Below are 15,724 nucleotides of genomic sequence, written 5' to 3'. Positions count from 1 at the left end.
ACTTAATTCAACCTAATAATGTTAATTTTAAATATTTGACATATTAAATGTAGTAAGGCAAGCTGCTATTCTTATTTGTGTAATCTCCGTTATTTTCATTCAGTACTAAGGGAAATCGTATGCCAGTCTATCGCTCAAGAACCACCACGCATGGTCGCAACATGGCGGGAGCCCGCGCTTTATGGCGTGCAACAGGCATGAAGGATGGCGATTTTGAAAAACCGATTGTGGCGGTGGTTAATTCCTTCACACAGTTTGTGCCGGGTCATGTGCATTTAAAAGACTTGGGTCAAATGGTGGCGCGTGAGATCGAAGCGGCCGGAGGCGTGGCGAAAGAATTTAATACCATTGCGGTGGATGATGGTATCGCGATGGGGCATGGCGGCATGTTGTACTCACTGCCATCGCGCGAATTGATTGCGGATTCAGTTGAATACATGGTCAATGCGCATTGCGCTGATGCGATGGTGTGTATTTCCAATTGCGACAAAATTACGCCGGGCATGTTGATGGCAGCAATGCGTTTGAATATTCCGGTGGTGTTTGTGTCCGGTGGTCCGATGGAAGCCGGTAAGGTTTTAGAAACGCTGCATCCCAAATCATCAGGGCAAACGGGCGAGCAAAAGATCATGAAGATTGATTTAGTCGATGCCATGATTAAAGCCGGTGATAGCAAAGTCAGTGATGAAGAAATCGGTCGTATCGAGCGTTCTGCTTGCCCGACTTGCGGTTCGTGCTCAGGTATGTTCACTGCAAATTCAATGAACTGTTTGATGGAAGCATTAGGTTTGGCTTTGCCGGGCAATGGTACGATTTTGGCGACCCATGCCGACCGTAAAGAATTGTTTTTGCGCGCAGGTCGTTTGATTGTGGATTTGGCGAAACGTCACTACGAACAAGACGATTACACCATCTTGCCACGCTCGATTGCGAACAAAGCGACTTTTGAAAATGCGATGGCACTCGATGTATCGATGGGTGGCTCTACCAATACCGTTTTGCATTTATTGGCTGCGGCGCATGAAGCTGGCGTCGATTTCAAAATGGCAGATATCGATCGCATCTCACGCAAGGTGCCTTGTTTGTGCAAAGTGGCACCGATGACGGACAAATACCATATTGAAGATGTGCATCGCGCTGGTGGGATTATTGCGATTTTAGGTGAATTGGCACGTGCGAATTTATTCGATACCACACGTCCCACTATTCATGCACCGACTTTTGCTGAGGCTATCGCACATAACGATATCGCAGTTAGTGACGATGCCGCAGTCAGAAAAATGTTTATGGCCGCGCCGGGCGGCGTACCAACGCAAACCGCATTCTCACAAGATAAACGCTTCGATAGTCTCGACACAGATCGTGCGAATGGCTGCATCCGCGATTACGAACATGCTTATTCTAAAGATGGTGGTCTTGCAGTTTTGTACGGAAATCTGGCAGAAAAAGGTTGCATCGTGAAGACGGCAGGTGTTGATGAAAGCATTTTGACTTTCAGTGGTAAAGCGCGCGTCTTCGAAAGCCAGGATGATGCAGTTGCCGCGATCTTGGGGGATACCGTGCATGAAGGCGATGTCGTGATTATTCGCTATGAAGGACCGAAAGGCGGTCCCGGTATGCAAGAGATGCTGTATCCAACTTCCTATATCAAATCTAAAGGCTTGGGTAAAGCTTGTGCCTTGTTCACTGATGGTCGCTTCTCTGGCGGCTCATCTGGTCTGGTGATTGGTCATGCGTCACCAGAAGCTGCAGAAGGCGGTGCAATTGGTTTGGTTGAAGAGGGCGACCAAATCTTGATCGACATTCCAAATCGCAGCATACGTTTGGATATCAGCGATGAGACTTTGGCCGCACGTCGCGCCGCGATGGAAGCGAAAGGTGCATTGGCATGGCAACCTGTGAATCGTGATCGTTACGTGTCGCAAGCTTTGCAAGCTTATGCGGCATTAGCGACCTCGGCAGATCGCGGTGCTGTGAGAGATATTACGCAGTTGCGTCGTTAGTTGACTGTTCCTGCTCTTCTCTCGTAAGCAGTAGAAGGGCAGGGGAAGTGGAGCGTTGAGCAAATCAACGTCATGTTGACGACCTGTTTTCTCGACTTCTGCCTGACATTCTTCCAGTAACAAAGCGCGAAATTGGGATTAGATGCATATAAAGGCTTGCTTGCAATTCCTGCGCTCGTATCGGCTGCAGCTTTAGGTAAATGCAAGTAGCATTTTGTTTATCAAGTTACGGGCGAGATTGTAGCCAAAGATAACTGTTCCGAGCGAAGATGACATAGAACAGGCTGAACAGTAATTTAAATCCTGTTAAGTTAGAACCGCATTCAAAATGACAGCATTCGCCATCGGTAATAGTGAATTCAATTACATTCGATCCGCACCAGTCTATTTTGAGTCTGAGTTTGTGGGTGCCTGGCGGAATGTCAAAAATGCGTGCCTCACTATGAGCGATTCGTCCAATTTCTTTGTCATTGAGCAGCAGTTAATAATCTCGAAAATGGTCGGCATACGCATTTGCGCGAGTGACAGAAATCGAAGTAGTCATCATTAAGTTGGCGTAAATGTTAAGCCAAATACGTATAAGCAAGTTGCGAATCGAAAGTGTTATTGATAGTGCCTGGTCGTTTCACCCATGCACATTGATTGTTTCCTGGAACACGTTTGTAGCTTACGCATTCGTAGGTAATTCCTGGGCAGTGAAGTAAGCAATATGAGACTAACTAGAAGTTTCAGAAAACAAGTTTCTTATGACCTTAGTCAAATAAGAGTCGAACCGAAAAAGCCACTTAGCATCATCCCTCGATCTTGGATGGATAGCGTGGCGATTGACGAGATACAACTCGTTTAGGTTTTGCGCTCAGGTTTTGCTGGCGTTTAGGCAAAAATTGTTTATCTAAAACACGCCAAATTTCACCTAGAGTTGCAACTCGTGTGGATTGCACTTGCTGACGTTTACGCCATGCTCGTCGTAATCCCAACAGCGCATCACATTTGGCGCGCAAAATCAGTTTACCTTGACCACGGCGCGTGAAGACTGCAATCGTGACGAGATTCAATAGCAGATGTAATGGAAGTAGCAAGCAGAGCAAAGCTCCCGGCATATTTTTGACAAACGCGTGGACCAGATTTCGATGTCCATGATAAACCGAGAAATCACTACCGCTGCCGCCCGTGGTTGCAGAGCCGATATGGCGCACACTGGCTTCTGGTACATAGTAAGATTTATGTCCTGCTAAACGGAGGCGGAAGCCAAGATCAATATCCTCAACATAACAGAAAAAATCCTCATCAAATCCACCTAGCGCTTGTAGCACCTTGGTGCGATACAAGGCAGCAGCTGCGCATGGTGAAAATATTTCGCGAGGCTTCAAACTATGATCAAGATTCTGTGCGCCATAGCCTGTACGCCAAACCAGTCCACTCATATGATAGCTATCGCCAATGCCATCTAAGAGTTGAGTGTTTTCATGACGTATTTGGCGCGAGCCGAAAGAAGCTGATTCGGGGTAAGTTTCGGCCGCTAAGAGCAATTTCTCTAACCAGTTAGGCGCGGGAAACGCATCTGGATTTAATAGTGCAATAAATTCAGTTGTGCATTGTTGGAGCACATAATTATTTGCCGCTGCGAATCCCAGATTGCTTTGCATCTGTAAGATGTCGACATGTTCAAACTCCTTTATGCCAGCGATTGAATCATCACTACTAAAATTATCAATGACAACAATCTTCTTCGGTTTGACGGTTTGCAACGCGAGATGCTGCAAACAATCTGCTAATAATGCGCCACTATTCCAATTGACAATGACAACGGTAACATCCTTCATGGGGAGACTCCTGCAAAGGCTGGATTGCGTGGTTTAAAGGCAAGGGCTGTTTTTTCTACCAAATGCCAAGAGAGAATGGCGAAGCTCAAGGTCACTGCGATACAGAGCGCTACATAAGTTCCAAAATTTAAATGTGGATAGAAAAATGCGATTGTTTGCTGCACGGGAAACGCATAGATGTAGACCCCGTAGGAATAATCGCCCGTTGCTGTGATACGCGTTAACACCTCGTTCGTCGACAAGCCAAATGCCAACACGATCAAGGGCAACAGGAACCAGCCAGCAAAAAAAAGATATTGTGGAAAATTGGTTTGAATACACAAGATACCAACACCCGCCAACACCACACTGGTGATAGAAAAATAGCGTTTCAAATTTAATTGATAAAACACGGCGCCAGCCCAAAAATAGGTGCCATTAATAAATAGCTGACGCAGGTCGGTGCCATACACTACCAACATTTCTGTAGCAGATTGCGCCCAACATAAATAAAACAGAGCTGACGTCAAAAATGTGGCAATCGTGATCCATTTTTTTGTTGAAATTAGGCCTAGCACCGCCACTACGAAATACAAGAAAAATTCCAGTGGCAGACTCCATAAAGAGCCATTCACCGCGTTCGGTACGCGACCATGTTCAAACACGCCAGGCAAGTAAAAAGTAATGTATAGCCCAATATTGCGTAGGTAATTCCAAGTTGCCTCATGTGCGAAATATTGTTTAAGCGGTAGGCTGGTGAGCCAAGGTCCCAGCACAAAAATGCAGAACAGTACGCACACGATTAGACCTGGAAATATACGCAAGCACCTGCGTATAAAGAATCGTCGCAAGTTCGGATCTTGCTGCCAGCTTTGGGTAACAAGGTAGCCGCTGATGATAAAAAATATCGCTACCCCTAATGGCCCCAGCGGCATCCATGATAAGAAAAGTGGCTCGGGGTGACCTAAGAAAATAGCGCTATGGCCGTATAAAACCAAGCCCGCTGCGATCAGACGTAGGAAATTGAGGTTGTTCGTTTTCACGCGAGTATCTCTAGTGAACGTTCAGGCTGACTTGTCGAAGCTTCAGAAATCGTTTTTTCAGCATCGGAGACGCTAGTTAACATGGCATCTATCGCCTCTGTTCTCACGCTATTTCTGGTTAATGCCAGTGGATAGGCAGCAGCAAAAATCTCACTGCGCTGGCGCGTCTGTTCGGCATTTTCTGGTACGCGAAATAGCGAAGTTAATTTGGGAACGTAGGTGAATTGATTTTTGTGGGCATAGCGTACCCATAGCGTCCAATCTTCCAGCGCATCCATATCCTCATCAAAACCACCGCGTTCCAAGTACAAACTGCGCTCAAATAACACCGATTGTATGGGCATGAAATTATGGTGCCGCAGCACGTCATAATCGAATATTTGCCGCAAAGGCGTTGGCACTTGATAGGTCATTTCGCGATAGCTCCCTTGCGCTAATTGCGAACTATCGGTCGGTACTTCCCACGCTAAAGTATAGGCGGCACGCGACTGCGTTTCAGTCAGCATCGTATTTACCAGCACTTCGACGTGATCAGCAAAGAGCAAGTCGTCGTCGTCTAAAAATAGACACCAACGGCCATTGGCTTGACGCAGACCATGATTGCCAGTGGCCGAGCGACCGCATTTAGCTAATCCAAAATATCTTACTATGCGAGGCAAGGCTGGCTGCATTTCATCAATCAACATCTGCATGCTGTCACCGCCGTCTTCTACGATGATATGTTCAATATTCGGATAAGTTTGACGTGCGACCGATAAGACGGCTTGCCGTAGATACAGCTCTCGACCACGATAGGTACGTGTGATGATAGAGACCAAAGGCGTCACCTTGGACGTGGCTTGCAGTGCGATGAAGGCGCCATCCCTGATCATTTCATAATCCCATTCACGGAATGGAAATTGAATGTTGCTAGACTTGCGTGCCCATAAAATTTTTGGAACTAGCGTCAGTAGACGTAGTAGATTACGCGCTACAGCTAGTCTGGAGTCTGGGTAGGCTTGGTTCGCCAATAATAATCGCAGACCTAGTAATGGCACTGCCAATGCATCCCAGCGATTACCGTATTTCAAGCGCAAATATAAATTGGCGAAGGTACTGCCTGTGTATTGCAGCGGTTTTACTTGCGCCACGGTTTCATAGGTAAAATGCCAGACGACTGCTTGCGGACAGTAACGTAAAACATGACCGGCACGACGCAAGCGATAAGATAGTTCGACATCCTCGCCATACATGAATAGGGTCTCATCAAAACCACCAACCGCTTGTATGGCGGATCTGCGTAACAATACGCAGGCATGAGAATTCCAATTCGTGCTGCCGGTGATAGGGTCGTAGTATTTAGGATGTTCGTAGGGTTTTTGGCGCAGTTCCCAAGCGGCGGCGTGAGCAACATCTGCTACCGCAGTCGATACCACATGGCGCAAAGCATCCGTTTCGAAAGTCAGATCGAGATTGGTCACCAGACAGTAGGGGGCACTGCCTTTTTTGAAGGCGACATTATGTCCCGCGCCGAAGCCATTATTGGGAGCGACCTGAATAGCTACCTCAATACCTTGAACACATAAAACTTGAGCGCTGGTTTGTAATTTCTCAAGCGTGTCATCAGTAGAACTATTATCGACAAAAAATACACTGAGCAAGGTCTTGGGATAATCTAAGGCGAGTAGAGATGCAACGAAGCTGTCGATCCAACGACTGCTATTGTAAGTAACGATACTCAAATCGATGCGCGGACATTGTTCGTCGGTGAGCACGGGCGGCACGAACACGGAGATCGGTAATTGCATCGCCGCGCAACGCTCTGCCACCATGGACGCGATTGCGCCTTGATTCATACTTGAATGCGGCATGATCGCGGTGATATTTAAAAACTTTCCTTGCAGCGTTTTTAGGAATTGAACGATAGGTCTAGGAAGCATTCTTTTTGCGCGACTCAAGACGACGCGGCTCGCTGTCTTGATCACCGACGTTTCGCCGCGAATAAGGCGACGCAAGCCGCGCAAAGGTGCGCTCCAACGCCATGATCTGCTGGCACGTATTTCGGCGATGTTGGCAAATGCGTGGTCACGTTCACATGTCAATCCTGCGAGTTTGCCATTAAATGCGCTTAGTTGATTTTGCAAGTTGCTAATTTCTAGACCAAGCTCGGTTTCTCGGCTCGCACTTTGTTGTAGCTCTATTCGGTAATCGATGACGGATTGCTGGTAAGTTTTTAACTGTTGATGCAGCGATTTGACCTCTGCTTGCGATTGCTGATGTAGCGATTTTATTTCTGTGAGTTCAGCTGCTAGCGTTTCTTGTGATTGCTGATACTGTTGTAATCGTGTCGCTGCATTGTGGACGCTTTCTATCTGCTCTTGCAGGCTGTTTTGCAATTCAAGTGTGCGTTGTTGGTGAATCGCGATATCATTCTCTAAATGTGCTACCCATTTCTTGTGTAAAACGACGTCGTTTTCTCTATGTTCTACCGCAGTATGTAGCGCTGACACGACATCCGCATCTTCGATTGGCTTTTCAAAAAAACTCGCTTCTAATTGCGGCAAGGTTTGATTGGAAGCAAGTGCAATCCAATACAGTGGCTTAGCCATGCCAGACGTGATTTGAATTGTGTCTTCCTGCTGCCAGTAACTATTTAATGCGGTGGTTTCAGATTGCGCGAAAATACCTGAGCCAAAAAGTATGCGTTGCCCAAAGTAGGTAATGTTGTCAAAGTAGCCTTCTAGCAGTTGTTTGAATTCATGTTGATACAGTTCTTTTACATGAAATTCATTATGCGAACCAGGTACATCGGAATAGCTCATTTTGTCTGGGCTAGAAATGAGCAAGATTCCATCTTTGCGTAATACACGACGAATTTCTTGCATCATTTCTTGATGCTGGTCGTGATGTTCTATGGTTTCAAAACTCACTAATAGATCCACGCTGGCATCGGCCAATGGTATAGCAGCGCAACTGCCAACTCGATATTCGAGATTGTCACCTTGGTAGCGCTGCTGCGCATGAGCGACCGCGTGTTCTGAGATATCGACTCCGATGACCTGTAAGGCATGTTCTGCCAACATGGCAGAGCCATAACCTTCGCCACTTGCGATATCGAGTACCACCTTACCTTTGGCGAGGGTACATGCTTGCAGATAACGATGACGATGTTCTAGCTCGATATCGCCGTGCACTTCGGGCACGAAACGTTCACCAGTAAATTTCATAAAATATTCTTCGATTCTTTTTTCTAAGCCACTGCTTTAGTTGGCGCTTGATCTAGCTTGATGTGCAGCATAGGAATGCCAATCAAACCAGTGGCAACACTGCTTGCTTCTGATTTAAAACTGAGAGCGTCGTGCACCCAATGATGTTGAATGTGTGTTTGCTGAGTGCCATTGGCGATGGCAACACCAACGCTATAATCACCAGCGGGAAGTATTGGCATCAAGAAGCAGAATTCAGCTTCGATGTGATTGCCAGCCTCGCAAAATGGTGGGAAGTCGCTGTAGCTTAAATAGGTGTTGTCGCCAAACAAGGCTTGTCCGCGACTATCTTTGACGGTGAAACCGATAATCGGGGCATCCATATCCGTATGTGCGATGGCTCGTATACGTAAGCTCACTTGTTCGCCACCGACCACCCAGGTTAAAGCAGCACCATCTTGGTCGTAAAATTCAACTGCAGTGATTTGCGCTCCGCCTTGACCAAACGATTTTGAATCGGGATCGAAAGCGAATACCTGTAAGTCATTGCGCAAATTACTGTTGTTGACGAAGGTCAAGCGTTGGTCGCGGCTAGCCACAGATTCCCTCGTAGCGATGGCCGTTCGTTTCATTTTTGTGCTACTACTCTTGCCTTGTTGTGCCTCATAAAAAGCTTGCAGGTAAAGTTCGCAGACTTCCTTAGGAGAACCTTGTTCTTGTACCTCGCCTTTTTCTAACCAGATGACACGGCTACACAAGCTTTTGACGGCCGCTGTGTCATGGCTGACAAATAAGACCGTGCCTGTCTTCATAAAATTGCGCAAAAAACGCATACATTTCTGCGTAAAAAAAGCATCACCAACGGCCAAGGCTTCGTCGATAACTAAAATATCGGCATCGACATGCACGATCACCGCGAATGCCAGCCTGACTAACATGCCGCTCGAATAAGTGCGAACGGCGTGATCTAAAAACTCACCAATATCTGCGAAGGCAACGATGTCCTCAAAGCGTTCGTCTATCTGTTCTTTGGAAAGACCGAGTATGGTGGCGTTCATATACACATTCTCACGCCCGGTAAATTCAGGATTAAACCCCGAACCCAATTCCAGCAAAGCGGCAATTCGCCCATGCGTACGTACCTCGCCGCTGCTAGGCGACAAGGTGCCGCAAATGATTTGCAGCAAGGTCGATTTGCCTGAGCCATTACGGCCAATGATGCCAACCGTTTCTCCTTTTTTTACCTCGAAATCAATTCCACGTAAGGATGAGAATTCACGGAAATAGTCTTTTTTCGATTGACCTAATACATTGCGCAATTTAGGAAATAGAAACTGTTTCAACCGATCGCCAGGTTGTTCATAAATTTGATAATGCTTACTAAGTTGTTTGACGCTGATCGCGATAGCATTAGAGGACATCAGCAAATCCTTTACGTGTTTTTTGAAACCAGGCAAATCCCAAACTAGCGATCACCATCGAGCAGAATAAATAGGCGAACCAGATGGATGCATCCAAAGCTTTGCCCCAAATCATGGCATCGCGACTTTGCTCTATCACCTGCGTCAATGGGCTGATTTGCACCAGCCACTGATAATTCTCAGGCAAGGCGCTAACCGGATAAAAAATGGGAGACAAGAAAGTTAATACCGAAGTCAATACCACGACGATTTGGCTTACATCGCGCAAATAGACGCCGAGTGAGGCCAATAAATAGGTGAGCCCTACACTAAAAAAGATCAGCGGCAACAAGATCAACGGGAGAAAAAAGATAGTCAGTGGCGGCGCGCCAAAGAAAATGAGATAAAACAGCAACCAGACCGCGAGGCTGATAGACATATGAAATAGCGCGGCGCCTAGTGTTACCAGCGGTAGAATTTCCAAGGGAAAAATCACCTTTTTAACGTAGTTCACGTTATTGACGATCAAACTAGGGGCGCGATTGATGCAATCTGAAAAAAGTCCAAATAGCATTAAGCCCGCGAACAGCACTAATGCAAATTCAGTTTTTGATTCCGAGCCACCCAGCCAGCGCGCTTTAAACACCACGCTAAACACAAAGGTGTACACCGCCAACATCAAAATCGGATTAAAAAATGACCACAATAATCCCATCATCGAACCTTGATAGCGGATCATGATCTCGCGTCGAATTAAATGCTGAATCAACTTACGATGTGTCTTGATTGTCAACATTAAACGAAGAGGTGACAGTTGGGGGGCTGCGTGGGGATTCATCAGGTACTTGGAATTTTTTCGAATGATTGTGCGAAGCGCATACAGAACGAAGCGTGCTAATTTTACAAAATCAATTGTTGAAAATTTCGCGGTGTTCTGTCGTTGAAATGTCTGATATATGTAGCAGACCAAATAAGGACGTAATTTTTTATTTAAAAGTCATGCAAATAATAAATGGTTTTTAAGATAGGCGAAGAATTATAGTGGGTATTTAGGAAACATGTAAAAATAATTTCAAAAATATAAATAAATGCAGTATGGCAATTTATCTGAGCGTAATAAGTCTGCCGGTTTTGGCTAATTTAGTGAGCAAGCTCAAACCAGGTTTCGGTCGAGTTGGCTCGACTCGTTTATACTCTTGGTTTTAGCGCCTTAAATAATCTAAATAGCACGCCTACACGTGTTTATTTAGGGCTGGCATTTTGTGGTCTTGGCAATGGCCGAAGACAATCAGTGAGAAAATTATGTCGAGTATGGATCTGCCTGTGAATTCCGAAGAGCAGGCATTGTTGTATGTGGATTCGTGTGCTTTGCCGACGACTTGGGCAAATTTCACTATGCATGCGTTTATCGAACCAGCGACTGGCAAAGAGCATGTTGCATTAACTTTAGGCGATGTGGCTAACGGTGAGCCAGTGTTGGCGCGAATACATTCTGAGTGTTTGACTGGCGATGCTTTGTTCAGTAAGCGCTGCGACTGTGGTCCGCAGCTGGAGTTAGCAATGCAGAAAATTGCTGCCGAAGGTCGTGGTGCGATTTTGTATTTACGCCAGGAAGGGCGCGGCATAGGATTGTTGGCCAAAGTGCAGGCATATCACTTGCAAGATGATGGTGCCGATACTGTTGAAGCGAATCAGCGTTTAGGATTTGCTGCAGATTTGCGCAGTTATTCTTTATGTGATCCTATGCTCAAGCACTTGGGTATTTCTAGCGTCAAACTGATGACCAACAATCCGCGCAAAATTTCGGCGCTGCAAGGAATGCAAGTCAAGGTAGAAGAGCAAGTGCCTTTGATTATTCCACGTAATCCATACAATGAGCGTTATCTAGCGACCAAGGCAAGTAAGCTTGGGCATATGTTGGTTCCCGATTTGTAAATCAGCGCTCAAGATCTGAGGAATACTAGCGGTGCAAGAAAGTCGGATCCCAAACTGGATCCGGCGCTTTGGGAATGACAAATCGCGCATTTTCACCTTGTATTGCAATCACTTCATTGGCGACATGTTTAGGCAGACCACGTCTTTTGATTGGGCGATTTTGAATAAACAAGGACTCCAAATAGTTTTTCAAATAACCCGGGTCTCCAGCAAATAAACAGATTTTCTGCCAGATGTGTGGATATTCATTTCTGATAAAGCTATCAGGCGTAATCCGGTTTATTGCCGCTAGAGAGAGTGCATTAGGATTGCCGTGTTCAACATAAGTGAAGGCTTTTTCTTGTAACTTGATGGGATCTTTGAGATCTTCATCTAAGAAAAATTTACCGATCGTTTGCATGCTGGTTTCTATTTTTGGCGCGTCAAGTTCAGAGTAGGGTGCCAGTGTGCGCAAAATTTGTTCAGCAGTAGGTAATGTCGCGCGGCTCCAGCGTATGCATTTGATACCTGCACGTTTAAGTAATTTTTTGGTGGGATATTCTTCATCCTGATTTGGTGTATCTTCACGCTCTAGTTCAACCACACATAATAATTCTAAGTCTTGGTTGAAAATACCAAAATCCAAATGGCGTTCTTGTAACTTCTGCCGCATGAGCTGGCGTTTTTTCTCATTACTGACATGCGCCTCTAAAATTGAGGCAAGTTGGACGTGCGGAAAAATCAAACAATTGGGCAAGGCTTTTTGCATACGTTTGAAGAATAATTCTTCTTCCGCATCAAATAATTTACGTGTCTCGCACTCGGGGATGGTTTTTGAATCTTTATCGAGAAAATGAGAAAACATCGCTTCACCTTATTGATGGATAAAAATTAGCTTTGCATGATTTTAATAGTTGAAAATATACTTTCAATATAGGATAAAGCAAGCTAATTACCGACAAAATAAGGCGAATGGTTCTGAATTTCTGATAAGCGGTTAAAATTTGATCTGATATCAATATCAAAAGACCCATCCTTTATGAGATGGGTCTTTTTGATGCAGCGATTCTTGGTGAGGAATCCTTGCACCTCATTGCAGTTTAGTAATTACCCATGTAGTCGCGCTTACCTAGTTCAACACCGTGGTGGCGCAAGATTGCATAAGTCGTCGTGACGTGGAAGAAAAATTGCGGCAAGCCGTAGGAAAGCAAATAGGCATTGCCCATTAATTTTTTCTCTTTCGGCGTTCCAGGACGTAAGACGATTTCGCGATTCTCACTATCTTCAAACTGTGCTGCATCCAAGCTGCTAATAAAGTCAATCGTTGTGCTGAGGCGTGTTTGCAATTCCTCAAAACTGTTCTCTGTATCTTGATAATCTGGTACAGCAACGCCCGCTAATCTTGCTGATACACCTTTAGCAAAATCGGCCGCAATTTGTACCTGACGAATCAAATTAAACATATCTGGTGCTAAACGTGCTTGCAGAAAGACTTGATCTTCAATTTTCTTTTCAGCAGCATGTGCCTGTGCCTTTTGTAAAATGGTTTGCAAGCTGCCTAACATTTGTTTGAAGACAGGGATGGAAGTTGAATACATTGTTGTGCTCATGGTGTGCCTTTGAATGAGAAATTGTGTTCAGAAATGAAAAAACGCACAAAGCATACAGGATCTAAGCTTTGTGCGTTTTTTTGTGCAAATACAGACTATACAGACTAATTTGTGCTGGTTTTGAATTTAAGCTTTAGTGAATACTAGGTCAAATTTATGACTAAGCAAACTTCAAATAGTCTTAATTAGGCTTAGGCAAAAGCAGGCAATTCATAACCTTCAATTGTTGCCGCACTGACCAGACTGGCAAGATAAGCATGAGTCGCTTTACGACCTTCCATGTCAGTCAAATAAGCTTGCAGGCGTTCTTTGACTTCGTCGAAACTCACTAAGTCACCACCTTTGCGATCCGTTACTTGAATGATGTGATAGCCAAATTGAGTTTCGATCAATTCTGGCGTGATATTGCCAGGCTCAGTGCTAAACACTGCTTGCTCAAATTCTGGCACCATTTGACCGCGACCAAACTGACCTAAAGCACCGCCTTCTTTACCAGATGGGCAAGCAGAATGTTCTCTTGCCATTGCTTCAAATCCAGCTGGATTTTTTTGTAAATCAGCCAAGATGCCTTCTGCTTTTGCTTTCACTAAACTAGCGGCTAGTCCTTCGCCTGGGGTGAACAAAATGTGGCTAGCTGCAGCCATTTCGCCTTGCTTAAAGCTTGCGCTATTTTCTTCATAAAAAGTACGGCATGTCGCTTCGTTCACTTCGTCAAATGCTACTTCTTGCTGCAACAATGTACCGATAATTTCTTCTTCGCTACCTGCATTGATATCGAGCTTCGCCGCTTCAGCCATCATCAAATTACGTAAAATTAATTCTTGAATTGCGCTATCGCGTAATTGTTCGCCCTCTGGGTGGCCAGCAGAGCGGGCACGGTTCATTTCAGCATTGATGGCTGTTTCGTTAATTTCGGTGCCGTTGACGCGAATAGTCATGATGATCCTAAAAATAAAATGAATGGTGTGGATAAATTGGTAATTGATTTAATTGACATAATTAAACCAGAGCAAAACAAAAGTAAAACTGAATTTTGAGAACATTGCGTAATTATGGGCAAAACAGGCGATTTCAAGCCTGTTTTCCCCCATTTTGTCGAGATTTTATCGACATTCTACGCAATTGCTTTCTGTCCTTATTCCGGCATTGCTTGTGCTGTGGCTAGCTTCGCGCTTAATTCTGCTACTTGTAATTTAAGTGCCTGATTTTCTGCACGTAAGCGTTCTAGCTCAGAAACTGCTGGTGTTTCTGAGTTGCTGGCAGATTCATCTGAGCGAGCAGCGCCTGCGGATTCTTGTTCGACGCTTACTTTCGGTGTGCGAGTTTGGCGTAATTGACGAGCGGCTTGTTGCAATTCCTTTTTACCACCCGCAACCGCGGCAACTTGTTGCTCGCTTGGCAATGACGCAATGGTGGCTGCGGTGTTGATTGAGATTGTGCCGGAACGTATCGCTTCAACCAGTTCTGGGGTTGCCGCTTTACGAATCTTTTCGATTTGCGCTACAGCTGGTTTACTCAGTCCTGCAACTTTGGCGATTTCATCGCGTGTTTCCACTGAAACGGGATCAGGTTCTTTCGCGGCTAATTCAGCTTCAGCAGCTTTTTCTTTACTTGTCTTCTCTTTGCGGCGAGTGGTGATAATTTCTTTCTTGCGTAATGCCAAAACACCGCGCTGAAAGCTAGATACGCTGCGGCGTGCGAGATGATTGTCTATCATCCAAAGCATGACGTCTTCGATACTCTGAAAATGATCATTCTGCTTGGTTTGAAATGGGATCTGATGCTTCTGGCAGATGGTGTATCGGTTATGGCCATCAATGAGCGTTTCTCCCCATAGTACAAGGGCATCTCTACATCCTTCTTTTAGCAGGCTGCGCTCTAAGGCCAGATATTCTTGGGTTGTGAGTGGGTCGATGTAATCGCGTAGTTCTTGATTGATGATGATATTCATAGTACTTAATTGATCGCATTAAACTGCGGAGGCGGTTTATTGAGATTGGATCTTGTCCAATTTCTAAAGACCAGCACTTTACAGCATTCCTTTGATGCGGTCATAGCCAGAACGGCTAATCGGAAGAGCAACGCCATTATGCATCACGGCCTGATAGCTATCTTTGTTAGCACGTTCCAGACATTTAAGTGCCTGAAGGCGGATGATGGTAGATCGGTGTATGCGCACAAAAAAAGCGGGATTGAGTTGCTTCTCTAAATCTGAAAGACTTTGGGTTTTCAATAGAGATTTTCCGGCGAAGTGAATCTGTACGTAATCATCTTGCGCTTCAATGTAATCAATTTGTTCAATCGGGATCACGTGGGTTTGCCCACGGTCTCTGACCGTCAGGCGCTCTGGCATTGCGTTCGTTTGTGTGATCAGCGCTTGCACCGCGTTATTAGTTTGCCCTAATAATTTACGTGCCTTGTTTAATGCATCATCAAATCGTTGTTGTGAATAGGGTTTGAGTAAATAATCAATCGCGTGTTGATCAAAGGCCTTGACCGCATATTGGTCGTAGGCCGTGGTAAAAATGACGCCATCTTTGCGTCCAGTTGCCGCTAACACTTCAAAGCCATTGAGTTTGGGCATTTGAATGTCGAGAAAAATCAGATCGGGTTGATGTGCGGTAATTGCATCGACTGCTTCGATGCCGTTTTCACATTCACCTATGATTTGTATATCTGTATGTGGACGCAAATATTCTTTTGTCAGACGACGTGCAAGTTCTTCGTCGTCGATGATCAGGGCGCGTAAGCTTGTGTTCATAGATGA

The 15,724-nt window shown here is 45.3% G+C and carries 12 protein-coding genes; 2 read left to right on the top strand and 10 right to left on the bottom strand.

Annotated elements, in window-relative coordinates; genetic code table 11:
* Positions 1-119: 119 nt before the first annotated feature.
* The gene (gene ilvD / locus H8K33_RS07700; protein ID WP_186890390.1) at positions 120-2,003 is read left to right on the top strand and encodes a dihydroxy-acid dehydratase; all 1,884 of its coding nucleotides are present in this window, start codon (positions 120-122) and stop codon (positions 2,001-2,003) included.
* Between the two features lie 791 nt (positions 2,004-2,794).
* Here ilvD and H8K33_RS07695 read toward each other — a convergent pair.
* The 5 genes from H8K33_RS07695 to H8K33_RS07675 are packed head-to-tail and all read right to left on the bottom strand — an operon-like array spanning position 2,795 to position 10,271.
* On the bottom strand, positions 2,795-3,826 hold the full coding sequence (locus H8K33_RS07695) for a glycosyltransferase family 2 protein (protein ID WP_186890389.1): 1,032 nt from the start codon (positions 3,824-3,826) through the stop codon (positions 2,795-2,797).
* Complete coding sequence (locus H8K33_RS07690; protein ID WP_186890388.1) at positions 3,823-4,848, bottom strand: acyltransferase family protein; 1,026 nt, start codon at positions 4,846-4,848, stop codon at positions 3,823-3,825. Before H8K33_RS07690 ends, H8K33_RS07695 begins: the two co-directional genes overlap by 4 nt.
* Positions 4,845-8,054 (bottom strand): glycosyltransferase, encoded by a 3,210-nt coding sequence (locus H8K33_RS07685; RefSeq protein ID WP_186890387.1) that lies wholly within the window; start codon positions 8,052-8,054, stop codon positions 4,845-4,847. The genes H8K33_RS07690 and H8K33_RS07685 overlap by 4 nt, the downstream gene beginning before the upstream one ends.
* Before the next feature lie 23 nt (positions 8,055-8,077).
* Entirely contained in the window at positions 8,078-9,454 is a 1,377-nt protein-coding gene (locus H8K33_RS07680; protein ID WP_186890386.1) for an ABC transporter ATP-binding protein, read from the bottom strand.
* Positions 9,444-10,271, bottom strand: a complete 828-nt coding sequence (locus H8K33_RS07675) for an ABC transporter permease (RefSeq protein WP_186890385.1) — start codon at positions 10,269-10,271, stop codon at positions 9,444-9,446. Before H8K33_RS07675 ends, H8K33_RS07680 begins: the two co-directional genes overlap by 11 nt.
* 464 nt (positions 10,272-10,735) lie before the next feature.
* On the opposite strand from H8K33_RS07675, the gene ribA reads away from it, so the two are divergent.
* Entirely contained in the window at positions 10,736-11,368 is a 633-nt protein-coding gene (gene ribA, locus H8K33_RS07670) for a GTP cyclohydrolase II (protein ID WP_222613331.1), read from the top strand.
* Between the two features lie 25 nt (positions 11,369-11,393).
* Here the strand turns inward: ribA and H8K33_RS07665 are convergent, their stop codons facing one another.
* The 5 genes from H8K33_RS07665 to H8K33_RS07645 form a co-directional block, all read right to left on the bottom strand.
* The gene (locus H8K33_RS07665) at positions 11,394-12,212 is read right to left on the bottom strand and encodes a DUF2726 domain-containing protein (protein WP_186890384.1); all 819 of its coding nucleotides are present in this window, start codon (positions 12,210-12,212) and stop codon (positions 11,394-11,396) included.
* A 235-nt stretch (positions 12,213-12,447) separates the two neighbouring features.
* Positions 12,448-12,957, bottom strand: a complete 510-nt coding sequence (locus H8K33_RS07660) for a DUF1993 domain-containing protein (RefSeq protein ID WP_186890383.1) — start codon at positions 12,955-12,957, stop codon at positions 12,448-12,450.
* A 191-nt stretch (positions 12,958-13,148) separates the two neighbouring features.
* Complete coding sequence (locus H8K33_RS07655; protein WP_186890382.1) at positions 13,149-13,895, bottom strand: peptidylprolyl isomerase; 747 nt, start codon at positions 13,893-13,895, stop codon at positions 13,149-13,151.
* Between the two features lie 197 nt (positions 13,896-14,092).
* The gene (locus tag H8K33_RS07650; protein WP_186890381.1) at positions 14,093-14,908 is read right to left on the bottom strand and encodes a ParB N-terminal domain-containing protein; all 816 of its coding nucleotides are present in this window, start codon (positions 14,906-14,908) and stop codon (positions 14,093-14,095) included.
* A 78-nt stretch (positions 14,909-14,986) separates the two neighbouring features.
* Entirely contained in the window at positions 14,987-15,718 is a 732-nt protein-coding gene (locus H8K33_RS07645) for a LytR/AlgR family response regulator transcription factor (protein WP_186890380.1), read from the bottom strand.
* Positions 15,719-15,724 lie beyond the last annotated feature (6 nt).

The sequence above is a fragment of the Affinundibacterium amnicola genome (assembly GCF_014284275.1).
In the GTDB taxonomy this organism is placed as follows: Bacteria; Pseudomonadota; Gammaproteobacteria; order Burkholderiales; family Burkholderiaceae_D; genus Undibacterium; species Undibacterium amnicola.
The sequence above is the reverse complement of the archived record's forward strand: the minus strand, read 5'-3'. Positions and strand labels throughout refer to the sequence as shown.